The organism is Pseudoxanthomonas wuyuanensis (genome assembly GCF_900215535.1).
Taxonomy (GTDB): domain Bacteria; phylum Pseudomonadota; class Gammaproteobacteria; order Xanthomonadales; family Xanthomonadaceae; genus Pseudoxanthomonas_A; species Pseudoxanthomonas_A wuyuanensis.
In genome coordinates this window covers 60235-82145 of the sequence record NZ_OCND01000006.1, presented here as the reverse complement: position 1 = coordinate 82145, position 21911 = coordinate 60235, and the positions used below count along the sequence as shown (strand labels likewise).

Annotated in this window: 21 protein-coding genes; 4 read left to right on the top strand and 17 right to left on the bottom strand. The window is 67.6% G+C overall.

Going from position 1 to position 21911, the window contains the following annotated elements; translation table 11 throughout:
• Nucleotides 1–23 precede the first annotated feature (23 nt).
• The 12 genes from metX to CRO39_RS12960 form a co-directional block, all read right to left on the bottom strand.
• Nucleotides 24–1136, bottom strand: a complete 1113-nt coding sequence (gene metX, locus CRO39_RS13015; protein ID WP_097122388.1) for a homoserine O-acetyltransferase MetX — start codon at nucleotides 1134–1136, stop codon at nucleotides 24–26.
• Nucleotides 1137–1380: 244 nt separating this feature from the next.
• The gene (locus CRO39_RS13010) at nucleotides 1381–2400 is read right to left on the bottom strand and encodes a tetratricopeptide repeat protein (RefSeq protein ID WP_097122387.1); all 1020 of its coding nucleotides are present in this window, start codon (nucleotides 2398–2400) and stop codon (nucleotides 1381–1383) included.
• Nucleotides 2400–2858, bottom strand: coding sequence for a cytochrome c-type biogenesis protein (locus tag CRO39_RS13005; protein WP_097122386.1), 459 nt, complete (start codon nucleotides 2856–2858; stop codon nucleotides 2400–2402). Before CRO39_RS13005 ends, CRO39_RS13010 begins: the two co-directional genes overlap by 1 nt.
• A gap of 110 nt (nucleotides 2859–2968) precedes the next feature.
• Nucleotides 2969–3571: a DsbE family thiol:disulfide interchange protein gene (locus tag CRO39_RS13000; RefSeq protein WP_097122385.1), complete on the bottom strand. Its 603-nt coding sequence runs from the start codon at nucleotides 3569–3571 to the stop codon at nucleotides 2969–2971.
• Nucleotides 3568–5511 carry a heme lyase CcmF/NrfE family subunit gene (locus CRO39_RS12995; RefSeq protein WP_097122384.1) on the bottom strand — a complete coding sequence of 648 codons (1944 nt, stop codon included), beginning with the start codon at nucleotides 5509–5511 and terminating at the stop codon, nucleotides 3568–3570. The genes CRO39_RS13000 and CRO39_RS12995 overlap by 4 nt, the downstream gene beginning before the upstream one ends.
• Before the next feature lie 325 nt (nucleotides 5512–5836).
• Entirely contained in the window at nucleotides 5837–6301 is a 465-nt protein-coding gene (gene ccmE, locus CRO39_RS12990) for a cytochrome c maturation protein CcmE (protein ID WP_097122383.1), read from the bottom strand.
• Complete coding sequence (locus CRO39_RS12985) at nucleotides 6298–6477, bottom strand: heme exporter protein CcmD (RefSeq protein ID WP_097122382.1); 180 nt, start codon at nucleotides 6475–6477, stop codon at nucleotides 6298–6300. The genes ccmE and CRO39_RS12985 overlap by 4 nt, the downstream gene beginning before the upstream one ends.
• On the bottom strand, nucleotides 6474–7241 hold the full coding sequence (ccmC, locus tag CRO39_RS12980; RefSeq protein ID WP_097122381.1) for a heme ABC transporter permease CcmC: 768 nt from the start codon (nucleotides 7239–7241) through the stop codon (nucleotides 6474–6476). Before ccmC ends, CRO39_RS12985 begins: the two co-directional genes overlap by 4 nt.
• A gap of 260 nt (nucleotides 7242–7501) precedes the next feature.
• Complete coding sequence (gene azu / locus CRO39_RS12975) at nucleotides 7502–7963, bottom strand: azurin (protein ID WP_097122380.1); 462 nt, start codon at nucleotides 7961–7963, stop codon at nucleotides 7502–7504.
• An 85-nt stretch (nucleotides 7964–8048) separates the two neighbouring features.
• Complete coding sequence (gene ccmB, locus CRO39_RS12970) at nucleotides 8049–8741, bottom strand: heme exporter protein CcmB (RefSeq protein WP_338015726.1); 693 nt, start codon at nucleotides 8739–8741, stop codon at nucleotides 8049–8051.
• A complete protein-coding gene (gene ccmA / locus CRO39_RS12965; RefSeq protein WP_097122579.1) occupies nucleotides 8734–9384 on the bottom strand; it encodes a heme ABC exporter ATP-binding protein CcmA in 651 nt (216 codons plus the stop codon). The genes ccmB and ccmA overlap by 8 nt, the downstream gene beginning before the upstream one ends.
• A gap of 98 nt (nucleotides 9385–9482) precedes the next feature.
• The gene (locus CRO39_RS12960; protein WP_162125715.1) at nucleotides 9483–9959 is read right to left on the bottom strand and encodes a DUF3293 domain-containing protein; all 477 of its coding nucleotides are present in this window, start codon (nucleotides 9957–9959) and stop codon (nucleotides 9483–9485) included.
• 68 nt (nucleotides 9960–10027) lie between these two features.
• Between CRO39_RS12960 and CRO39_RS12955 the strand changes: the two genes are divergently transcribed.
• The 4 genes from CRO39_RS12955 (at nucleotide 10028) to hemN (ending at nucleotide 13722) form a co-directional block, all read left to right on the top strand.
• Nucleotides 10028–11176: a pyridoxal phosphate-dependent aminotransferase gene (locus CRO39_RS12955; RefSeq protein WP_097122377.1), complete on the top strand. Its 1149-nt coding sequence runs from the start codon at nucleotides 10028–10030 to the stop codon at nucleotides 11174–11176.
• A gap of 11 nt (nucleotides 11177–11187) precedes the next feature.
• Nucleotides 11188–11331: a hypothetical protein gene (locus CRO39_RS20950; RefSeq protein WP_162125716.1), complete on the top strand. Its 144-nt coding sequence runs from the start codon at nucleotides 11188–11190 to the stop codon at nucleotides 11329–11331.
• A gap of 12 nt (nucleotides 11332–11343) precedes the next feature.
• On the top strand, nucleotides 11344–12141 hold the full coding sequence (locus CRO39_RS12950; protein ID WP_097122376.1) for an amidohydrolase: 798 nt from the start codon (nucleotides 11344–11346) through the stop codon (nucleotides 12139–12141).
• 171 nt (nucleotides 12142–12312) lie between these two features.
• Nucleotides 12313–13722 (top strand): oxygen-independent coproporphyrinogen III oxidase, encoded by a 1410-nt coding sequence (hemN, locus tag CRO39_RS12945; protein WP_097122578.1) that lies wholly within the window; start codon nucleotides 12313–12315, stop codon nucleotides 13720–13722.
• Nucleotides 13723–13805: 83 nt separating this feature from the next.
• Here the strand turns inward: hemN and CRO39_RS12940 are convergent, their stop codons facing one another.
• The 5 genes from CRO39_RS12940 to CRO39_RS12920 form a co-directional block, all read right to left on the bottom strand.
• Nucleotides 13806–14225, bottom strand: coding sequence for a hypothetical protein (locus CRO39_RS12940; protein ID WP_097122375.1), 420 nt, complete (start codon nucleotides 14223–14225; stop codon nucleotides 13806–13808).
• Entirely contained in the window at nucleotides 14222–15451 is a 1230-nt protein-coding gene (locus CRO39_RS12935) for a PQQ-dependent sugar dehydrogenase (protein ID WP_238394556.1), read from the bottom strand. Before CRO39_RS12935 ends, CRO39_RS12940 begins: the two co-directional genes overlap by 4 nt.
• A gap of 21 nt (nucleotides 15452–15472) precedes the next feature.
• Complete coding sequence (locus CRO39_RS12930; RefSeq protein WP_097122374.1) at nucleotides 15473–17353, bottom strand: ABC transporter ATP-binding protein; 1881 nt, start codon at nucleotides 17351–17353, stop codon at nucleotides 15473–15475.
• Between the two features lie 172 nt (nucleotides 17354–17525).
• A complete protein-coding gene (locus tag CRO39_RS12925) occupies nucleotides 17526–18626 on the bottom strand; it encodes an efflux RND transporter periplasmic adaptor subunit (RefSeq protein ID WP_097122373.1) in 1101 nt (366 codons plus the stop codon).
• An 18-nt stretch (nucleotides 18627–18644) separates the two neighbouring features.
• Complete coding sequence (locus CRO39_RS12920) at nucleotides 18645–21734, bottom strand: efflux RND transporter permease subunit (RefSeq protein ID WP_097122372.1); 3090 nt, start codon at nucleotides 21732–21734, stop codon at nucleotides 18645–18647.
• Nucleotides 21735–21911 lie beyond the last annotated feature (177 nt).

Sequence of the window (21911 nt, the reverse complement as noted above, 5' to 3'; positions counted from 1 at the left end):
ACAGCTGTCGGACGGTCGCTACGCTACAGCTTGTCCAGAAAGCCGGCCACCGCCGGGCCGAAGCGGGCGATATCCACAAGGAAGGCATCGTGGCCCTGCGGCGATTCCAGCGGCAGGAATTCGGCCTGGGCGCCGCCCAGGCGCAGGCCTTCGGCGATCTGTTCCTGCTGTTGCAGCGGGAACAGGATGTCGGTGCTGGCGCCGATGGCCAGCGCCTGGTCCACGCGGATCTTCGCCAGCCCCTGCATCGCGTCGCCGCCGGCATACTCGGCCAGGTCGAACCAGTCCATCGAACGGCTCAGGTACAGGTAGCAATTGGGGTCGAAGCGGCGCACGAAGCGGCGCGCATGGCCTTCCAGATAGCTTTCGACCTGGAATTCCAGGCCGAACGGATCCTCGTCGGGGCGGTCGGACTCCAGCCGCACGCGGCCGAAGCGGCCGTCCCATTCCAGCGCCGAGCGGTAGGTGATGACGCCCAGCTTGCGCGCCATCCGCATGCCCGACTCGGGGTAGGTGGCGTCGTCGTACTGGCCGTTGTTCCAGTTGGGGTCCAACCGTATCGCCTCGCGTTGCAGCGAACGGATGGCGATGGAGAACGGCAGCGCCTGCGCGCTGCCGGAGATGTTGATGTGGGTATGCGCCGCACCCGGGTGGCGCAGCAGGTAGGCCAGCGCGGTCATGCCGCCCATCGAGTTGCCGATGATGCAGGCCAGCGTGTCGATACCCAGGCCGCGCACCACCTGGTAGGCGGCGTCGGCGCCGTCTTCGATCGACAGCTCGGGAAAATCCAGCCGGTACAGCTGCCCGGTTTCCGGATTGATCGACGCCGGACCGGTGGAACCCTTGCAACTGCCCAGCGAATTGACGCAGACCACGAACCAGCGATCGGTGTCGATGGGCTTGCCGGGGCCGAGCATCGCTTCCCACCAGCCGTCTTCGGGATTGGCGTCGTTGCGTGCGGCATGCGCGTCCGGCGACAGGCCGGTGACGATCAGGATGGCGTTGTCGCGCGCCGCGTTCAGCGTGCCCCAGGTTTCGAAGGCGATGCGCGCGTTGCGCAGTTCGCCGCCGCGTTTCATGGGAAACGGCGAGGGCAGGGCATGGAATCGGGTGCCGGGCGGAATGAATTCGGTCATCCGGCGATTCTAACGGGTGCAGGCGGCGGGCTGGCCGCGATGGTTATGGAATGCTGTTTTCGGTGAGCGGTGTTTGGGCAGTCCTGTGGGAGCGGCATGAGTCGCGATGGCGCCCCGGCAGTCATTCGGTACGCGTGATGAAGAACGCGCCGCAGCGCGTCCAGATGACGAATAAACAGGCTTCGAATGCTCTTCGGGCTCATCTATCGCGACTCACGTCGCTCCTACAGGGCTGGAGCTTCCGCTATTGCGCGCCGATCACCAGTTCCACCGGCGCGCTGGCTGGCAGGCTCACGCGCACCGGGGCCGATTCCAGATCGCCTTCCTGGCGCATGGCGTTGCCGCTGGCCGACAGCCGCGCCACCAGCTCCACTTCGCGCAAGGCCGACAGTTTCTGCGTCGGCATCGGACTGTCGTTGTCGCTGAGCGTGATGTTGAGCGGCAGATCCTGCAGGCCGTGCTTCTGCACCGCCACCGGCATTGGCGGGCCGTCGGGAATGCGCGCGATGACGAACACGCTGGTCTCGCCGCGCAGGCGCATGCGCGCGGCGAAATCCGGATCCAGCGCGACCTTCACCGTCAGCGCATTCGGCGACGCGGCCGGGGCTGGGGCAGCGGCATCGGCCAGCGGCGGCAGCCCGGCTTCGGCACGCACTTCGTTGATCTGCGCGCGCAGCGTGGCGCCGGTGCCGGCATCGACCTGCGCCAGCAGCGGTTCCCAGGTCTTGGCCGCTTCGGCCGGTTGCCCGTTCTGGCGCTGCGATACGCCCAGGAACCAGCGCGCGCGCTGGTGCTGCGGGTCCAGTACCAGCGCATGCTGCAGCATCGACACCGCTTCGGCATCGAGCTTGCGCTCGGGGTCGGCGAACAACCGCGACTGCGCGGCTTCGGTCAGCAGGTTGGGATCGTCCGGCAGCAGCTTTACCGCCTTGGCGAACGCGTCCCGCGCCTCGGCATAACGTTCCTGCGAGGCGTACGAACGGCCCAGCAGGCGCCAGCCTTCCGGCTCGTTGGGGTGCTTGACCAGCTCGGCCTCCAGCTGCGCGATGGCTTCGGTCAGGCTGGCCGGCATCCGTGCGGGGTCGGTTTCGGCCATCTGCAGCGCCGCCGGCGTGCCCACCAGCCTGTACAGCGCCAGCGTGGCAACCACCAGCGCGCCGATGATGCCCAGCGCCAGTCCGCGCGAGTTGCGCCACAGCGGCCACAGCGCGCCGATCAGCGCCAGCAGCGTCAACGAAACGGCAAGGGCAGCGAACAGGGGCATCACCACTCCTGGTGGTCGTCGGGTTCGGGGACCGGGTTGCGGCTGCGCTTGCGGACAATGCGCAGCACGACGAAAGCGCCGCCGATCAGCAGCAGCGCCGGTCCGAACCACAGCAGCCAGGTGCCGGGCTGGACTTCCGGTTTGTACAGCACGAATTCGCCATAACGCTCGACCAGGTATTGCTTGATCTGCGCATCGGACTTGTCCAGCCGCATCTGCGCCAGCACCTCGCGGCGCAGGTCATGGGCGATCTGCGCATTGGAATCGGCCAGCGACTGGTTCTGGCACATCACGCATCGCAGCTCGGCGGTGAGCTTGTGGAAACGGGTTTCCTCGGCGGCGCTGTTGAACCGCAGCGGCGTAGGATCGCTGGCCTGGGCGAATGCATGACCGCAGAAGGCCATCAACAGCACCACCAACAAAGCCGTGGGGCGGGCCCAGGCCCGCCATTGCGCCATCGCCGCTATCGGGCCGGTCGACGCAACAAGCCGTAGAGCCGAGCGTGCCCGGCTCCCTGCCGGAAAGGAGAGCCGCCGGGCAAGCTCGGTTTTGCCGGACGTGCGCGCGCTCATTTGCCCGCTTCCACTTTTTCCAGCGCCGGCAGCAACTCGTTGGCGATGATCTCGTCGGTCACCGCGCCTACGTGCTTCCAGCGCACGATGCCGTCGCCGTCGACCAGAAAGGTTTCCGGCGCGCCGTAGATGCCCCAGTCGATGGCGGTACGGCCTTCGATGTCGGCCAGCACCAGCACATAGGGGTTGCCGAACTGCTCGAGCCAGCGCAAGGCGTCTTCGCGCTCGTCCTTGAGGTTGTAGCCGATGAAGCGCACCCGCTTGGTCAGCGCGAAACGGGTCAGCACCGGATGCTCGACGCGGCATTCCGGGCACCAGCTGCCCCAGACGTTCATCACGTAGGGTTCGCCGGCCAGATCCGCATTGGTCACCCGGCGGTCCGGGTAATGCAGTTGCGGCAGATCGAACGCGGGCGAAGGCTTGCCGATCAGCGGCGACGGCAGCGATTCGCGGTCGGCGCGGCCGGATTGCTTGACGCCGTAGAACAGCAGTCCCATCAGGCCGACGAAGAACAGGCCGATGATGACGATGGCGAAGGTCAGCGCGCCGGCCGAGGGCGCGCGCTGCTGGGACGGGGGAGGCGTATTCGTATCGCTCATGCCGTTTTCTTCTCCGGTTGCCGGTTTTCAACCGCGGAATGGCGGCGGAAGCGCCGGTCCGCCGCGGTCACGAATCCGCCCAGCGCCATCAGCGCGGCGCCCAGCCAGATCCAGCGGACGAAAGGCTTGATGTGCACGCGCACCGCCCAGGCGCCGTCGCCCAGCGACTCGCCCAACGCCACGTAGACGTCGCCGAACAGACCGGGCCGGATGCCGGCCTCGGTCATCACCTGGCCGCCGCTGGCGTAGGCGCGTTTTTCAGGATGCAGCAGCGCCAGCGGTCGGTCGTTGCGCAATACCTGCACATGGCCAAGATCGGACAGATAGTTGGGGCCGCGCTTTTCCTCGACGCTTTCGAAGCGGAACGCATAGCGGCCGATCTCGACGGTCTGCCCGGGCTTCATTGCCATTTCGCGCTGCACGTTCAGCGCTTCGACCAGCAACGCACCGACCACGAAAACCGCAATGCCCACATGCGCCAGCGTCATGCCCAGCATTTCCGGCGTCATCCGGCCACTGGCCTTCAGCCGCGACCACACGAAGCGCAGCGTGCCCAGCAGCACCCAACTGGCGCCGGCAATGCCGGCGGCGGTTTTCCACTGCCCCTGCGGCGCCATGAACCAGGCCATGACCCCGGCAACCACTGCCAGCGCCGCCCACGGCAACAGCATCGACAGCGGTCTGGACGGCTGTTCGCGCTGCCACTTGGTCAGCGGCCCGAACGGCAGCAACAGCACCAGCGGCGTCATCAGCAACAGGAACAGCAGGCCGAAGTAGGGCGGGCCGACCGAAATCTTGCCCAGGCCCAGCGCGTCGGCCAGCAGCGGATACAGCGTGCCCAGCAGCACCATGCCGCAGGCCGAGGTCAGCAGCACGTTGTTGGCCAGCAGCAGGGTTTCGCGCGAGGACGCGGCGAACGGCGCGCCACCTTCCAGCCGCGGCGCGCGCAGCGCGTACAGCAGCAGCGAACTGCCGATGACCAGGCCCAGGAAGATCAGGATGAACAGGCCGCGCGCCGGATCGGCGGCGAATGAATGCACGCTGGTCAGCACGCCCGAGCGCACCAGGAAGGCGCCCAGCAGCGACAGCGAAAAGGTGGCGATGGCCAGCAGCAGCGTCCAGCCGCGGAAACTGCCGCGTTTTTCGGTCACCGCCTGCGAGTGGATCAGCGCCGCGCCGGCCAGCCACGGCATGAAGCTGGCGTTTTCGACCGGATCCCAGAACCACCAGCCGCCCCAGCCCAGTTCGTAGTACGCCCACCAGCTGCCCAACGCGATGCCGATGGTCAGAAAGCCCCAGGCGATATTGGTCCACGGCCGCGTCCAGCGCAGCCAGCGCGCATCGACATGGCCGTCGATCAGCGCGGCGATGGCGAACGCGAACGGCACCACGAAGCCGACATAGCCGAAGTACAGCATCGGCGGATGGATGACCAGGCCGGGGTCCTGCAGCAGCGGATTCAGATCGCGGCCTTCCAGCGGCGCCGGCAGCAGACGGTCGAACGGATTGGACGTGAAGATCAGGAAGGCCAGGAAACCGACGCTGACCAGCCCTATCACGCCCAGCACGCGCGCCATCACCACCTGCGGCAATGCCCGCGAAAACAGCGCCACCCCCGCGCCCCACACCGCGATCACCAGCACCCACAGCAGCAGCGATCCTTCATGCGCGCCCCATACCGCCGAATAGCGGTAGATCATCGGCAGCAGCGTGTTGGAATTGGTGGCGACGTACTTGACCGAGAAATCCTGGGTGACGAAGGCGTATGTCAGCAGCGCGAACGCCAGCGCCAGCAATCCCAGTTGCGCGTATGCGGCCGGCCGCGCCACCGCCATCCAGCTGTCGCGGCCGCGCCGGGCGCCGGCCAGCGGCAGCGCCGCCTGCAGGGTGGCAACCAGCAGCGCCAGGATGAGGGTGATTTGACCGAGTTCAGGCAGCATGCTTTTGCATTCTATGATTCAGTGGTGCCGAGGTTCGGGATTGAACGCGAGTCGAAAGCAGAAGCCTGGCCGGCCCCGGCGTTGAAAGCCGTGCTGACGCGCGAGTTGCTTTCAAGGGCGTTCTGCTTTTGCCCTTGTTCTTCCGGGCCCCCTGTGCCGGACGCGGACCGGATGTGCGCGGCGCATCGGGCGTGCCGCCGGGGTGTGCTGTCTTTGGTTACCTTTCTTTGCACAAGCAAAGAAAGTAACCCGCGCGTACAGCGCGAAACGCTTTTCGTCGCCAGTGATGCAAGGAACCCAGACAGGGAAAGAACGCTTGGAGCGATCAATTCGCCGACTCCGCCGCAGGCGTCTGCACATCGTGCTTCTGGTGCGCGGTGCCCATCTTGTCGGACAGTTCCTTCGGCATGTAGGACTCATCGTGCTTGGCCAGCACGTTCTCGGCAACGAACACGCCGTCCTTCATCGTTCCGGTGGCCACCACCGCCTGGCCCTCGCGGAACAGGTCCGGCAGGATGCGGTCGTAGACGACCGGCAACTGCGCATCGCCGTCGGTGACGCGGAAATGCGCCTCCAGCGAACCGGCCTCGCGCCGGAACGAGCCCTTCTCGACCATCCCGCCCAGGCGGAAGCGCGCGCGTTCGCCGGCTTCCCCGCGCAGCACTTCGGCCGGCGTGTACAGGTAGGCGACATTGCGCTCCAGGGCCAGGACGATCAGCGTGGTGGCGATCGCGGCGACGGCCACGATCAGCAGCACGAACAACAACCGGCGGCGGCGGACAGGATTCATCGGATCAACTCGGTTGCGGATTTGTCGCCCGGGCCGGGCCGGCTGGCTTCGCGCGCCGCGCGCAGGCGCGCGTTGCGCAGCTGGCGGCGGATCTGCAGGCGGGTGGACAGGTAGTCCCAGCCAAGGACCGCCACGAACACCGCGTAGGCGGCGATGATGAAATTCAGATGGGTCATGGCTGCCGGCCTCCGGCCAGCGTGGCCACCCAGGCCTTGCCCGATTCGCGGCGCAGGTTGTCGGCGCGCGCACGCGCCAGCAGCGCGCCGATGAACCACAGCTTGGTGCCGACCAGCATCCAGATCAGCGGCGACAGCATGTCCGGGTGCATCTGCGTCTCGCCGAAGATATTGATGGTTGCGCCCTGATGCAGCGAGTTCCACCACACCACCGAGTAACGGATGATCGGCAGCAGCACCACGCCAACGATGGCCAGCAGCCCGGCCGCGCGGGCGGCGGCGCGCTGATCGTCGATGGCGTTGTTCAGGCCCATCACGCCCAGATACAGGAACAGCAGGATCAGTTCCGTGGTCAGGCGCGGGTCCCAGTCCCACCAGGTGCCCCACATCGGGTAGCCCCAGATCGAACCGGTGACCAGGGTAATGACGGTGAAGGCGGCGCCAATCGGCGCGCAGGCCATGGCCAGGATCTCGCACAGCTTGATCCGCCAGATGTGCGCGATGGCCGCGTAGAACGCCATCAGCGCGAACACCGCCATGCTCATCCAGGCGCTGGGTACGTGGACATAGAAAATCCGGAAACCGTCCAATTGCTCTTCGTGGGGCGGGGCGACGAACAGGGCGGCATAGATCCCGTAGGCCATCACCAGCAGGCCCAGTCCATAGCCCCACGGCGCCCAGCGCGCGGCGAAGCGGTCGAAGTAGGGCGGCGAGCCGAGCTGGTGGAACCAGCGGACCAGGGGATTGCGTGCGGCGGAACTCATGCGTGGGCGGTCTACTCGGATTGCGGTGCGGGCATCCGCCCCAGGGGCCAGCCATCGCCGGCAGTGATGGGCGCCTGCCGGCCTGCGTGCCGGCGGCAGCCGCCAGGCAACGCCCGCGAGCGCATAAGGATACCAGCCCGGCCAAACGGCCGACATATCGATACTGGCCGTCTGTTGGCGGCGGCGGCGGCACAGGCCCGGAAGGGTGCGCCGCTACTGGCCCGGCAGGCGCCGCAGCCGCTGCCGGGCCAAGCCCTTGCTCAGGGCTTGAGGGTGACGGTTCCCTTCATCAGTGCGGCGTGGCCGGGGAAGCTGCAGAAGAACGAGTACGGGCCGTTGGCGGCGTTCAGCTTGCCGACCGGAATCACGAACGAGGTGCTTTCGCCGCCGCCTATCACCTTGCTGTGGGCGATGACCCGGGCATCGCCCGGCTTGACGTACTCGGTCGCCAGGCCGGCCTTGATGCCGTCGGCGTTGATGGCGGCCATGTCGGCGGTGCGGCTGACCACCACGTTGTGGCCCATCACGTTGCGCGCCATCTTGCCGGTATGGCGGAGCTTGACCTCGAACGTGGTGCACTTCTTGCTGACGTCGATGTTGGCCAGGTTGAACTTCATCGCATCGTTGCCTTCCAGTTCGATCGAACAGGCGGCGAAGGCGGCGGGGGCCAGGCCGGCCAGGGCCAGCGTCAGCATCAGCGCCAAGGGGGTCTTGCGGGTCATCAGGAAGCTCCGGAAAGGTAGGGATACCGACGCACGTTAGGCGCTTTCCGGGGGGCTGTAATTGCGCTGGATCAATTACCGCGATTCAGTTCAGCGCAATGCGGATGGCTGCGGCGGCGGCCAGCGGCGCCAGCACCAGCGCCACGACCAGTCCGGCGGCCAGCAGCAGCAACGCGCCAACCGCGTCCAGGCCCTGGGCGCTGGCGGCAACGCTGCCGGCGCCGAACACCAGCACCGGCACGTACAGCGGCAGCGCCAGCAGCGCCACCAGGATGCCCGAACGGCGCATGCCGACGGTCAGCGCGGCCACCACCGCGCCCAGCAGGCTCAGCAGCGGCGTGCCCAGCGCCAGCGACACCAGCAGTACCGGCAATTGCTCGCGCGGCAGATGCAGCAGTTCGCCCAGCAGCGGCGTGGCCACGATCAGCGGCAGCACGGTGGTCAGCCAGTGGTTGAACACGCGCACTGCAACCAGCCAGGCCAGCGGTACCGGCGCCAGCACCCATTGCTCCAGCGAGCCGTCCTCGGCATCGCCGCGGAACAGCGTGTCCAGCGACAGCAGGCCGGCCAGCAGCACCGCCACCCACAACACCGCCGAGGCCACGTTCGCCAGCGCCTGCGGCTCGCCGCCCAGCCCCAGCGCAAACATCACCACCACCAGCAGCGCGAACAGCGCCGGCTGCAGGCTGTCGCCGCGGCGGCGCCACAGCAGCCGCAGATCGCGGGCCAGCAGGGCGCGGGCGGACTGGAGCAGGCCAGGCGTGGTCATGCTACGCATCGCGGTCTCCCCCCAGCACCAGCATCCGCGTCTGCACCGGCGGCGCGGCGTAGGCGCCGTGGGTGGTGACCAGGGCGGCGCCGCCTTCGCGCAGGTGCGCGGAAATCATCCGGTTGACCAGGTTGATGCCTTCCAGGTCCAGGTTGGCGTAGGGCTCGTCCAGCAGCCACAGCGGCGCCGGCGACAGCCACAGCCGCGCCAGCGACAGGCGCTTCTTCTGGCCGGCCGACAGCTGCCGGGCCAGGGTGTCCTCGTAGCCGGCCAGGCCGACGATGGCCAGCGCGTTGCCGGGGATCTGGCGCGCGCGGCGGCCATGCAGGCCGCACAGGAAATCGAGGTTCTCCAGCGCGTCCAGATCCGCCTTCAGCGCCGGCAGATGGCCCAGGTAGGCGATGGCGCGCGAACGCCTGGTCGGGCCGGCCGGGTGGCCGCCGATGTCGATTTCGCCGGCATCGGCCCGCAGCAGTCCGGCCAGTACCCGCAGCAATGTGGTCTTGCCGGCGCCGTTGCCGCCCTGCACCAGCAGCGCTTCGCCGGCATCCACCGCAAAGTCCAGCGGGCCGAACACCGGCTCGTCGTTGCGCGAGAACGCCAGTCCCCGCGCGGCCAGCAGCGGCGGGTGGGAATGCGGGGAATCGGTCATCAAGTCGTCGTCGGCCGGGCGCTGCGTCGGTGCAGACCGGCGCATTGGAGCCGCTTATTGTATTCGCAGCGGCAGGTTTTGCCTTGGCGGGACGAGCGTCAACCGACCCAGTCGGTGTAGCCATCGTCAAAGGCGCCGGCCGGGCGCGGCCACAGCATCCGCAATCTGACCGGTTCGCCCTGCGACCACGCCAGCGTGCCGCCCTGGCCGAATTCCCGTCCCAGCGCATCGGACAGCGGCAGCGGCGCGTCCAGCGCCAGCCAGCCGCGTTCGACTTCACCGCCGTGGGCGTCGCAGCCCAACGCCGGATGGTGGCGCAGGCCCTCGTGCACCAGCCGCGTTTGCAGGCGCTGGTCGGCGGCCAGGTTGGCTTCGCGCGGCTGCAGGCCCGGTGGCGGGTTCCAGGCGGTGATGAACAGATAGCGTTCGGCCATCAGCTGGCGTTCGATATCGGTCGCCGGCTGGCCGATGGTGAACAGCCAGTCGCGGCCGGCGATGGCGACGAAATAATGGGCGGCCGCCCAGGCGGCGGCCAGCCGGACCTTTTCCGCGTCGGGAACGCTGTGTTGAGCCATGGCCCCATCATCGCCGGTCTTCGTCATTGCGTACACTGTGGGTTTCCCCCCCGCAACCGGAAAGGCGGATGCCGCTAGAAACCAAACTGCCCAAGGTGGGCACCACCATCTTCACCGTGATGTCGCAGCTGGCGGCCGAGCACGGTGCGGTCAACCTGGGCCAGGGGTTCCCCGACTTTGCTGTGCCGCAACGGCTGGTCGACGAACTGGACGCGGCCATGCGCGCCGGCCACAACCAGTACGCACCGATGACCGGGGTGGCGCCGCTGCGCCAGGCCATCGCCGAAAAGGCGCTGCGCTGCTACGGGCGCCAAGTGGATGCAGACAACGAAGTCACCGTGACCAGCGGCGCCACCGAGGCGCTGTTCAACGCCATCCATGCGGTGGTGCGCCCGGGCGAGGAGGTGATCGTGCTGGACCCGGCCTACGACAGCTACGAACCGGCGATCGAACTGGCCGGCGCGCGCGCGGTGCATGTGGCGCTGGACCCGCAGACCTTTGCGGTCGACTGGAGCAGGGTGCGCGCGGCCATCACGCCCAGGACCCGGCTGCTGCTGATCAACAGCCCGCACAACCCGTCCGGCGCGATGCTGGATGAAGCCGACTTGCAGGAATTGACGGAAATACTGCGTGACACCGGTATTTTCCTGCTGTCCGATGAAGTCTACGAACACATCATCTTCGACGGCCGCCGCCACGAGTCGGTGCTGCGCTGGCCGGAACTGGCCGGGCGCGCCTTCGTGGTGTCCAGTTTCGGCAAGACCTATCACTGCACCGGCTGGAAGGTCGGCTACGCGATCGCGCCGCCCGCGCTGACGGCCGAATTCCGCAAGGTGCACCAGTACAACACCTTCACCACGTTCAGCCCGGCGCAGTTCGCGTTCGCCGCGATGATCCGCGAGCAACCGGAGCACTACGAGCAACTGGGCGCGTTCTACCAGGCCAAGCGCGACCATTTCCGCGAACAGTTGCTGGGCACCCGGCTCAAGCCGCTGCCGGTGCCGGGCGGCTACTTCCAACTGGTGGACTACTCGGCGGTCAGCGACCTGCCGGATACCGAATTCGTGAAATGGCTGACCGTCGAACACGGTGTCACCGCGATCCCGCTGTCGCCGTTCTACGAGGTGCCGCCCGCCGGCCAACGGCTGGCGCGGCTGTGTTTCGCCAAGAACCAGGCGACGCTGGATGCGGCGATAGAACGCTTGAAGAAGCTGTAAAGAAGGAAATGATGAACCGTGAGATCGCGCCTGCGGCACCTGCCAAGGGCGAAGAACAGGCGCTGTCTTCTTCGCCATGCGCAGGCGGCATCGCCGCCGGCTTCGCAGCCCGCGCAGCGGGCGGTTTTTCCGCACACAGAACACTTGCGAACTGAAAGGCCTTTCCGATGCAAGACCTGAAAATTTCCCTGGTCCAGGGCGCCACCCGCTGGCACGACCCGGAAGGCAACCGCGACTACTACGGCGGGCTGATCGCGCCGCTGGCCGGGCAGACGGATCTGGTGATCCTGCCGGAAACCTTCACCAGCGGCTTCAGCAACGAGGCCATCGACCGGGCCGAAGGCATGGAAGGGGAAACGGTGGCGTGGATCCGCACCCAGGCCGAACTGCTGGGTGCGGCGGTGACCGGCAGCGTGCAGCTGCGCACTGCACAGGGGGTGTTCAACCGTCTGCTGTGGGCCACGCCCGATGGCCAGCTGCGGCATTACGACAAGCGCCACCTGTTCCGCTACGCCAACGAGCACCACCGCTATGCCGCCGGCCGGGACAGGCTGACGGTGGAATGGAAGGGCTGGCGGATCAATCCGCAGGTCTGCTACGACCTGCGCTTTCCGGTGTTCTGCCGCAACCGTTTCGATGTCGAGCGGCCTGGCGGCATGGATTTCGACCTGCAGCTGTTTGTCGCCAACTGGCCGGCCGCGCGCGCCTACCCGTGGAAGACGTTGCTGCGCGCCCGCGCGATCGAAAACCTGTGCTACGTGGCTGCGGTCAACCGGGTCGGCCGCGACGGCAACCGCCTGGACTATGCCGGCGACAGCGCGGTGATCGATTTCCTTGGCCAACCGCTGGCCGAGATGGGGGAGCAGGAGGGCATCGCCACCGCGGTGATTTCCGCCCAGGCGCTGGCCGCGCACCGGCAGAATTTCCCGGCGATGCTCGATGCCGATCGCTTCGAACTGCAGTAGGGCTCTGCCGCTGGGAAAGGTCCGGACAAGCTTTGTTGTCCGGAGGTGGCAACGGCAACCTGACCCGGACCGGCGGTAGAGAGGTCGCCTGGGAACGCGGCGGCGGCCTGCGTTGAGCGGGCATTGATTCAAGTCAAGGCGGCCTGCGCCACGGACGCGGAAGATCCGGCCATGACGCTCCCGCTCCCGAAACCGCACGACTGGCCTTTCGATGCCGAACTGCTGCGGCGCTATGACGGCCCCGGCCCGCGTTACACCTCCTACCCGACGGCGCCGCATTTCAGCGCCGATTTTTCCGCCCAGGATTTCGTCCGCGCGGCGGTCAACAGCAATGTCGGGGCATTTTCGCGGCTGCTTTCGCTGTACCTGCACGTCCCGTTCTGCCGCAGCCCGTGTTTCTATTGCGGCTGCAACCGCAGCATCACCCGCGACCAGGCGCAGGGCGATGAGTACGTGGCGCTGCTGAAGCGCGAAATCGCGCTGGTCGCGCCGCTGTTCGACGGCAGCCGCGAGGTCATCCAGTTGCATCTGGGCGGCGGCACGCCGAACTTCCTGCGGCCGGCGCAGCTGGCGGATCTGGTGGCCGAGCTGGGCCGCTTGTTCGCCTTCAGCGACGACCCGGGCAGGGATTTTTCGATCGAGCTGGATCCGCGCTTTGTCGACGCCAACGACATCGCGGTGCTGGCCAGGGCCGGGTTCAATCGCGCCAGCCTGGGCGTGCAGGACTTCGACCCGCAGGTGCAACTGGCGGTCAACCGCATCCAGAGCCTCGAGCAGACTCGGGAGATCGTCGACGCCTGCCGGGACCAGAAGATGCGTTCGGTCAACATCGATCTGATCTACGGCCTGCCGTTGCAGACGCAGCGCGGCTTTGCGCGCACGCTGGAGCAGGTGATCGCGTTGCGGCCGGACCGGCTGGCCGTCTACGGCTATGCGCACCTGCCGCGGCTGTTCCGGGCGCAGCGGCAGATCGAAGAGCAGGACCTGCCCAGCGCCGAGGAGAAGCTGGCGCTGCTGGGCCTGGCGGTGGAGGCGCTGTCGGCTGCGGGTTACCGCTACATCGGCATGGATCATTTCGCGCTGCCGGGGGACGATTTGGCGGTGGCGCAGCGGCGCGGCGATCTGCACCGCAATTTCATGGGCTACACCACGCACGCCCAGACCGATCTGCTGGGGCTGGGCGTCAGCGCAATCAGCCACGTCGGCGACAGCTTCTGCCAGAACCAGCGCGAACTGCCGGCCTGGCAGGCGGCGCTGGAGGAAGGCCGCCTGCCGATCATGCGCGGACTGCTGCTGGACAACGACGATGTGCTGCGCGCGGACGTGATCCAGCGGCTGATGTGCCTGGGCGAGGTCGAGTTCGAACCGGTCGAGCGTTCGCATGGCATCGTGTTCGGCGACTACTTCCACGATGCCATCGACGCGTTGGCGCCGCTGGTCCAGGATGGCCTGGTGCAGGTGCTGCAGGATCGCATCCAGGTCACTGCCCGCGGCAGGGGACTGCTGCGGGTGATTGCGATGCGCTTCGACCGCTACCTGGATCTGCCCGGCCAGCCGGTGCGGCATTCGCGGACGATCTAGCTGACAGCTTCGTCATCCCGGCGCAGGCCGGGACCCAGCGACCTGGGTTCCCGGAAGACGGCAGTTGGGCGCCGCCGCAGCGCCTACGGGGTGAAGGTCAGTTCCAGCGAGGTATGGAACGGCACCCGTGGCGGCGGCGTCAGGGTCTGGTTGGCGACGCCTTTCTGGAAGCAGATCGCCAGTGGCGTGCTGCCCTGGCGCCAGGTACCGACGACGCGGCCTTCGGCGTCCAGTTCCATCACCACCACGAACGATGAGACGTCGGGCCGGGGCGTGGCGCAGGCCGAGGCCAGTTGTTCCAGCAACCGACCCTGCGCCGCCACCAACTGCTGCTTCTCGGCCGCCGGCAGCGATGCTTCATCGGCGTCGGCCTTGGCCTTGGCTTGCGCGTAGCCCTCGGTTTCCTGTGCCAGTGCGGCGACCGCGAGCACGGCCAGTGCCGCCGGTAGAAACTGCCGCATGCGGTGCGAGGCGATTGCCCGAAGGCGTTTGCGACCCTTCATGGCGCCTTCGGCGGCTGGATGCGGAACAGCTTGCCGTCGACTTCATCGGTCAGCACATAGACATGGTCGTCGGGACCGATGCGGACATCGCGTACGCGCTCGCCGATTTCATTGAGCAGGCGCTCTTCGCCGACGATTTTGTCGCCGTCCAGGCTCAGCCGGATCAGGTTGCGCTCGGCCAGCGAACCGATGAACAGGCTGTCGTTCCACGGCGTGCCGGGACGGCCGGTGTAGAAGGCCATGCCCGACACTCCCGGGGATTTTTCCCAGACGTGGTGGGGCTGCTCCATGCCAGGCTTCTCCCGGCCTTCGGCTTCGGGGATGGGTTGGCCGGAATAGTTGATGCCGTGGGTGATGACCGGCCAGCCGTAGTTCTTGCCCGGCTGCGGCAGGTTGATCTCGTCGCCGCCGCGCGGGCCGTGCTCGTTCTGCCACAGCTTGCCGGTGCGCGGATCGATGGCCATGCCCTGCATGTTGCGGTGGCCGTAGCTCCAGATTTCCGGGCGCGCGCCGGCCTGGCCGACGAACGGATTGTCGCGCGGCACGCTGCCGTCCAGGTTCAGCCGCACCAGCTTGCCCTGCAGCTTGTCCAGTTCCTGCGAGGTCGGGCGATGGTTGCGCTCGCCCTGGCTGATGAACAGATGGCCCTGGTCGTCGAACACCAGCCGCGAGCCGAAATGGTTGGGGCCTTCCAGCTTCGGTTGCTGCTGGTAGATCACCTTGACCTCGCTCAGGCCGGCATCGCCCAGCGTGGCCATCGCCACCGCGGTGCCGGCGGTGCCGTTTTCGCCGGGCTCGGCATAGCTCAGGTAGATGCGCTGGCTGCTTGCGAAATCAGGCGCCACCGCCACGTCCAGCAGGCCGCCCTGGCCTTCGGCGAAAACCGCAGGCACGCCGGCCAGCGGCGCCGACAGCGTGCCGTCGCTGCCCAGACGGCGCAGCGCGCCGGAGCGCTCGGTGATCAGCGATGAGCCGTCGGGCAGAAATGCGATGGCCCACGGATGGTCCAGTCCGCTGACGACTTCGGTGATCTGGTACTGGCCGGCGCTGCTGGCCAGGGCCTGCGGCGACTGCTCGCTGGCCGTGGCGGCGCTGGCGCCATTGGCGGAGGCTTCGCCGTTGGCGGGTGGCTGGCAGGCGGCAACGGAAACCGAGAGCGCAATGGCAAGGGCCAGACGACGCGGGGTCGGCAGCAAGGATGTCGAAAGCACGGATGTCGAAAGCAAGGGGAATTCTCCTGTGGGGGTTCAACGATAGCCGGCGGCCTGCAGTTCGAACAGTTCGGCGTAGCGCCCGCCGGCGGCCAGCAGTTGTTCGTGGGTGCCGCTGGCCTCCAGCCGGCCTTCATTCAGTACAAGGATACGATCGGCCATGCGCACGCTGGAAAACCGGTGAGAAATCAGCACTGCGGTGCGATTGTCCGACAATTCCTTGAAGCGCTGGAAGACTTCGAACTCGGAGCGCGCGTCCAGCGCCGCGGTGGGTTCATCCAGAATCATCACCTGCGCATCGCGCATATAGGCGCGAGCGATGGCGATCTTCTGCCATTGTCCGCCGGACAAATCCACCCCGGTCTTGAAGCGGCGGCCTATCAACTGGTCGTATCCCATCGGCAGCGAGGCGATGACCTCGTCGGCCATCGCGCGCCGGGCCGCCTCGCGAATGCGTGCGGTGTCGTCCATCGCCTCGATCCGGCCGACGCCGATGTTCTCGCCGGCGGTCAGGTGGTAACGGACGAAATCCTGGAAGATCACGCCGATATTGGCGCGCAGCTCGTCGATGTCGTAGTCGCGCAGGTCGCGGCCGTCCAGCAGGATGCGGCCTTCGTCGGGGTCGTACAGCCGCGCCAGCAGCTTGACCAGGGTGGTCTTGCCGGCGCCGTTTTCGCCAACCAGCGCCAGCACCTCGCCGGCGCGCAATTCGAAATCCAGGTGCCGCACCGCCCAACGCCCGGCATCGGGATAACGGAAGCCGACGTTCTCGAAGGTGAAGCCGCGCGCCATTGGCCTGGGCACCGGCACCGGGTTTTCCGGCGAGGTAATCTCCGGTTCCAGTTCGAAGAACGAGAACAGATCGTCCAGGTACAGCGCCTGTCCGGCGACCTGCGAAAACCCCACCAGCAGGCCTTCCAGCAACTGCCGCAGGCGGCGGAAGCTGCCGGCCAGGAAGGTCAGATCGCCGATGCTGAAATCCCCGCGGACGGTGCGCCAGGCGATATAGCCATAGGCCACGTAGTAGCCCAGCGTGCCCAGCGCCGCCAGCAACGCCCCCCAGACCGCGCGCCTGCGCGCCAGCGAACGGTTGGCCAGGAAGAACTTGTCGGCCAGCGTGCGGTAGCGCGAAATCAGGAAGCGGTGCAGATTGAAAATCTTCACCTCCTTGGCCGTCTCCACGCTGGCGCCCATCTGCCGCATGTACTCCAACTGGCGGCGCTCGGGCGTCCACTGGAAATTCAGCGAGTAACCCAAGGCGTTGAAATGCGCCTCGCCGACAAAGGCCGGGATCAGCGCGATGGCCAGCAGCACGATCAGCCACGGCGCGTAGATCAGCAGGCCGGCGGCAAAGCTGACCACGGTGATCGCGTCCTGCATCTGGCCGAACAGCATGCTCATCAGGTTCATCCGGCCCATGGTCTGCCGGCGTGCGCGGTCCAGCTTGTCCTGCAGGTCGGGGTCTTCGAAGTCCTCCAGGTCCAGTGTGGCCGCGTGTTCCATCAGGCGGATGCTGGTGGCGTTGGTGAACAGTTCCGACAGCAGCGCATCGGCATAGCTGACCAGCCGGCCCAGCAGGTCCGACAGGATTGCCAGCGCGAATTCCAGCACCAGCAGCCACAGCAGCGGATTGAGCTGGCCGCTGCGCCAGGCCCCGCCCAGCGACTGGAAGCCCAGGCCCAGCCCGACCAGCCGGATCGCCTCGTCGATGATCAGCTTGCCGATGTACAGGGTGACGATGGGCAGCAAGGCGCGGATCACGCGCAGGCCCAGGCTGGCGATGGTCAGGCCGGGGCTGGTCTGCCAGATCTGTTTGAGGAACGGCGGCAGGTTGCGCATCGCATTGAAGCGTTCGCGCAGGTTGGGCTTGCCGCCTGGCGGGGCGCTGCCGGCATGGGGGGCGTGGGTCGAAACCATGCCGGGATTGTGCCTGCACTCGCCTCTGAATGGGTAAAGCGCCGGTTCTGCTCCTGATACCTATGTAGGAGCGACGTGAGTCGCGATGAAGCTCTACCGTGGAAGCCCATCGCGACTCACGTCGCTCCTACAACGTCGCTCCCACAACATGGTGACGAGAGCTGCCAGGCAATCAGCGCATCGCGGTGGCCTGCGCCAGCTCCTGGATGGCCACCGTCTGGCCCGGTTGCACGCGCTCGCCGCCGCGCACGATCAAACGGTCGCCGGCGCGCAGATCGCCTTGCACTTCGACCAGGCCGTCCAGGCTGGCGCCGGTTTCCACCGCGATACGCTCGGCCTTGTCGGCTGCGTCCACCCGCAGCACGAAACTGCCTTCGCGGCGCAGGATCACCGCATCGCGCGGTACCGCCAGCACGTTGCGCTCGCTTGCGCTGGGCAGCCCCACTTCCAGCGCCGTGCCGACCGGCAACTGCAGGGAAGCCATGGCGATGCGCAGTTCCAGCTGCCGCGAGGCTTCATCGCCAACCGGCACCAGCGCACTGATCGTGTTGACCGACTCGGTACCGGCCACCCGCACCAGCACGTTGCCGCCGACCCGCAGGTTCTTTGCCAGATCCACCGGCGCGCGCACGCGCACTTCCAGGTCGTCGGTATCGACCAGCCGCGCGACCGCCTCGCCGGCCGCCAGGTATTCGCCCAACTGCGCCAGGCGCTCGACGACCAGGCCAGGGAACGGCGCGCGGATCACCATCTGGCTGCGCTGGTGGCGGATCTGCGCCAGCAGCGCCTCGGCGCTGGCGCGTTCCTGCGCCAGCATGTCGCGGTCGGCCTGCAACTGATCGTGCTGGGCGCGGGCGATGTTCTGCTGCGCGGCCAATTGCGCATAGCGGGCTTCCTGGCGGATGGCCAGATCCAGTTGCGAACGGATGCGGCCCAGGTTGGCGGCGGCCTCGCGTTCGCGCAGGCGCAATGCGGTATCGTCCAGCACCGCCAGCGCATCGCCGCTGCGCAGACGCGTGCCGACCTCGGCGATGCGGACGATGCGGCCGCCCTGTTCGCTGGCTACGCGCGCATCGTCGCGGCTGATCACGCTGCCCGGCGCCCAATGGCGCGGGGCGAACGAAGTGGCGACCGCCGGAGCCACATCGACGATCGCAGCCGGCGGCGCCGGCGGTTTGGCCGGGGCGCTGGCATCGGCATCGCGGTCGAACAGCAGCGCCGCCGCTGCGGTGGTTACGGCAACGGCAAGCAGGCATTTTGGCAGCATGCGCATGGGGGGTCTCCAACAACGTCAGGAAGCGGATTGGGGCAGGGTGCCGGTTTCGGCGCCGGCCACGACGGCCGGTTGCCGCGCCGCGGCCAGCCGCAACAGCGCCGGCACCAGCACGATGGTGAACAGCAGGCTCAGCGCCACGCCGCCGACGGTGACCGCCGCCAGGCCGCGGTAGATCGCGGCGCCGGGACCGGGATTGATCGCCATCGGCAGCGCGCCGAATACGCCGGTCAGCGCTGCGATCAGGATCGGACGCAGGCGCTGTTCCAGCGCCTGCCGCAACGCATCGTCGATGGACGCGCCGGCAGCCTGCGCTTCGCGCGTCTGCGCGACCAGCAGGATGGCGTTGTTGATCACCATGCCAAGCAGCATGATGAAGCCGATCATCGACAGCAGGTCCAGGGTCTGGCCGGCGGCCAGATCCAGCGCGTGCAGGCCCAGCACGCCGCCCAGCACCGCCATCGGCAACGTCGCCATCACGAAGGCGCTGTCGCGCAGGGAGCGGAACATCGCCGCCATCAGCAGGAACAGCACCAGCAGGGCCATCGCGAAATTGCCGGCCATGCTGCGCACCACCTCGCCCAGCCGGTCGGCGCTGCCGGAGATACGGATGGCGGCGTCGGCGGGCAGCGATTCGCGCAACTCCGGGACGATGTCGCTGTCGATGATGTCCAGCGCCGCCTCCAGCGACAGCGCCGCGGGCGGGTCGACGGTGAGGGTGACGGTGCGGCGGCGATCGATGCGGCGCACCTGGTTGGGCGCCAGCACGGTGTCGACCTGCGCCAGCTCGCCCAGGCTCAGGATGCCGCCGGCCGGCGTCGCCAGCGGCGCGGCGCCGAGCCGCTCGAAGGCGTTGTCGCGGTCGCTGCGCAGGATGATCGGCAAGCGGCGGTCGCCATCGAAATGTTCGCCCAGCCATTGCCCTTCGCCGAGCGTGCGTACCACCGTGCCCAGCTCCGGCCGCCGCCAGCCCGCTTCGGCCAGGCGCCGGTCGTCGGCATTGATGCGCAGCTCCGGGGTGCCGGCATCGGCATTGGGCCAGGCCTGCACATTGGCGCCGGGGAAGCGTTCGCTGAGCAACCGGCGTCCGGTTTCGGCGGCCTGGGTCAGCGCATCGCCGTCGGCATGCTGCAGATGGATGGCGATGGCGCGGGCGGAGCCGCCGAAACTGCCGAACAGTTCGCCCTCGCTGGCGAAGGCGCGCGTATCGGGAAAACCGACGACGATTTCATCGCGGACAATGCGTTCGAGTTCGCCAATGTCCGCCGGATCGACCACGCGCGCGCCCAACGTGCCTCCGCCGGGCCACAGGTTCAGATACCAGTTGCTCAGCTGCGGGCCTTTTTCGCCGTCCATGTACGGACGCATGCGTTGCAGCAGGATGGGCGCGATTTCGCGGTTGACCCGTTCCGGACTCATGCCGGGCGGAAAGTTGAAGAACGCGTCCACCGCCGCGCGCTTGACCGGCGGCAGGTAGTCGATCTGCGGCATCAGCGCGACCGCCAGCAGCGCCGGCGCCAGCACCAGGGCGCCTACCCAGGCCAGTTGGCGGCGCCGGCCATCGGTCACCTGCAACGCCCAGCGGCTGACCCGCAGCCAGCTGTCGCTGCGGACGGCAGTTTGGCGCTGCCGCAGCCAGCTGCCGGCAGCCGCCGGCAACACCGTGACCGCGATCAGCAGCGAGATGCCCACCGCAATGGAGATGGTCAACGCCAGGTCCGCGAACAGCTGGCCTTCCACGTCCTCCATGAAGATCACCGGTACGAATACCGCCACCGTGGTCAGCGTGGAAGCCACCAGCGCGCCGCCCACCTGGCGCGTGCCGTCCAGCGCCGCCTGCCGGGCCGGCAGGCCGGATTCGCGCAGGCGCACGATGTTCTCGGCCACCACCACCGCCGCGTCCATGACCATGCCGACCGCAAAGGCCAGCCCCGCCAGCGAGATGACATTGAGGCTGCGCCCGGTCAGCTGCAGCACGATGAAGGTGGCCAACAGCGAGATGGGAATGGCGCAGGCGATCAGCGCGGTGGCGCGCACGTCGCGCAGGAACCACCACAGGCAGCCCACCGCCAGCACCACGCCGGCCAGCAGGCTGCCCGAAAGCAGTCCGATGGCGCGGTTGATGAAGACCGAGGCATCGAAGCTCTGGGCGATATCCAGGCCCTGCGGGCGCAGTTCGCTTTCGCGCACTTCGGCCACGACCCGTTTCACCTCGTCCAGCGTATCCAGGACATTGGCGCCGCTTTCGCGCAGGATGCGCAGACCGATGGCGGGGTTGCCGTTCTGGTAGGCGAAAAAGCGCTGCTCCGGGCGCTTGACTTCCACCGTGGCCACATCACCCAGGCGAATCGGTCGCCCGTCGCGCCAGGCCAGTATCAGGTTGCCCAGTGCCTCCGGCGAGTAGCGGCCGGCGAAGCGCAGGATGTATTCGCGGCGCCCGGACTCGATCATGCCGCCGGATACGTCGGTGGCGCGGGCGGCCTGCGCGGCGATTTCCGGTATCTGGATGCCCAGCGCGGCGGCACGTTCCAGGTTCAGCGTGATGGTCAGTTCTTCCGGCGCGGCGCCGTTGATGTCCACGCCGGCCACGCCTTCCACCGAAGCGAGGCGCGGCACGATGCGGTCCTCGATCATCTGCCGGTAGTCGAGAATGTTGCCGGGCGTCCCCGGCATCTTCTGCACGAAGAAATAGGTCAGCGAGTTGTTGGCGTTGTCGGCGCCGGCCTGCACCACCGGCGGATTGGCGTCGCGCGGCAGCGGCGGCAGCCGGTTCATCCGCGCCAGCACCTCGACCAGCATCGCATCCATGTCGCTGCCGACGGCGAAGGTCAGGTTGATGAAGCTGTTGCCGGTGTTGATGTTGGAGGCAATTTCCTCCAGCCCCGGCAGGCCCTGCATCACCGCCTCGATGGGCTCGACGATTTCCGATTCCAGTTCCTGCGGCGAAGCGGCGCGCCAGTTGGTCTGGATGGACATCTGCGGACGCTCGATGTCGGGAAACAGCTGCAGCGGAAGACTGCGCAGGCTCAGCGCGCCGAACAGGCAGGCAAGCGCCACCACGGCAGCGACGGCGGCGGGATTGCGGAGGGCGGATTCGGTGATCTTCATCGGCGCATCTGCAGAGGGGGCGGCGGCACGATGCGCGCGTGCATCGATGCAGAAATGGGCCGGAAGTCATACCGCTGCGCGCGTTGCGCTGAACCGTGGAAGGCGTGCGCCGAAGCGTTGGGCGGATGCCCGGGATCTTCCCCTGTAGGAGCGACGTGAGTCGCGATGAAGCGTTGC

Excerpts from the sequence above, each read along its gene's own strand:
- metX (WP_097122388.1), bottom strand. The coding sequence starts at position 1,136 with ATGACCGAATTCATTCCGCCCGGCACCCGATTCCATGCCCTGCCCTCG.
- CRO39_RS13010 (WP_097122387.1), bottom strand. The coding sequence starts at position 2,400 with ATGCCCCTGTTCGCTGCCCTTGCCGTTTCGTTGACGCTGCTGGCGCTG.
- CRO39_RS13005 (WP_097122386.1), bottom strand. The coding sequence starts at position 2,858 with ATGGCGCAATGGCGGGCCTGGGCCCGCCCCACGGCTTTGTTGGTGGTG.
- CRO39_RS13000 (WP_097122385.1), bottom strand. The coding sequence starts at position 3,571 with ATGAGCGATACGAATACGCCTCCCCCGTCCCAGCAGCGCGCGCCCTCG.
- CRO39_RS12995 (WP_097122384.1), bottom strand. The coding sequence starts at position 5,511 with ATGCTGCCTGAACTCGGTCAAATCACCCTCATCCTGGCGCTGCTGGTT.
- ccmE (WP_097122383.1), bottom strand. The coding sequence starts at position 6,301 with ATGAATCCTGTCCGCCGCCGCCGGTTGTTGTTCGTGCTGCTGATCGTG.
- CRO39_RS12985 (WP_097122382.1), bottom strand. The coding sequence starts at position 6,477 with ATGACCCATCTGAATTTCATCATCGCCGCCTACGCGGTGTTCGTGGCG.
- ccmC (WP_097122381.1), bottom strand. The coding sequence starts at position 7,241 with ATGAGTTCCGCCGCACGCAATCCCCTGGTCCGCTGGTTCCACCAGCTC.
- azu (WP_097122380.1), bottom strand. The coding sequence starts at position 7,963 with ATGACCCGCAAGACCCCCTTGGCGCTGATGCTGACGCTGGCCCTGGCC.
- ccmB (WP_338015726.1), bottom strand. The coding sequence starts at position 8,741 with ATGCGTAGCATGACCACGCCTGGCCTGCTCCAGTCCGCCCGCGCCCTG.
- ccmA (WP_097122579.1), bottom strand. The coding sequence starts at position 9,384 with ATGACCGATTCCCCGCATTCCCACCCGCCGCTGCTGGCCGCGCGGGGA.
- CRO39_RS12960 (WP_162125715.1), bottom strand. The coding sequence starts at position 9,959 with ATGGCTCAACACAGCGTTCCCGACGCGGAAAAGGTCCGGCTGGCCGCC.
- CRO39_RS12955 (WP_097122377.1), top strand. The coding sequence starts at position 10,028 with ATGCCGCTAGAAACCAAACTGCCCAAGGTGGGCACCACCATCTTCACC.
- CRO39_RS20950 (WP_162125716.1), top strand. The coding sequence starts at position 11,188 with ATGAACCGTGAGATCGCGCCTGCGGCACCTGCCAAGGGCGAAGAACAG.
- CRO39_RS12950 (WP_097122376.1), top strand. The coding sequence starts at position 11,344 with ATGCAAGACCTGAAAATTTCCCTGGTCCAGGGCGCCACCCGCTGGCAC.
- hemN (WP_097122578.1), top strand. The coding sequence starts at position 12,313 with ATGACGCTCCCGCTCCCGAAACCGCACGACTGGCCTTTCGATGCCGAA.
- CRO39_RS12940 (WP_097122375.1), bottom strand. The coding sequence starts at position 14,225 with ATGAAGGGTCGCAAACGCCTTCGGGCAATCGCCTCGCACCGCATGCGG.
- CRO39_RS12930 (WP_097122374.1), bottom strand. The coding sequence starts at position 17,353 with ATGGTTTCGACCCACGCCCCCCATGCCGGCAGCGCCCCGCCAGGCGGC.
- CRO39_RS12925 (WP_097122373.1), bottom strand. The coding sequence starts at position 18,626 with ATGCGCATGCTGCCAAAATGCCTGCTTGCCGTTGCCGTAACCACCGCA.
- CRO39_RS12920 (WP_097122372.1), bottom strand. The coding sequence starts at position 21,734 with ATGAAGATCACCGAATCCGCCCTCCGCAATCCCGCCGCCGTCGCTGCC.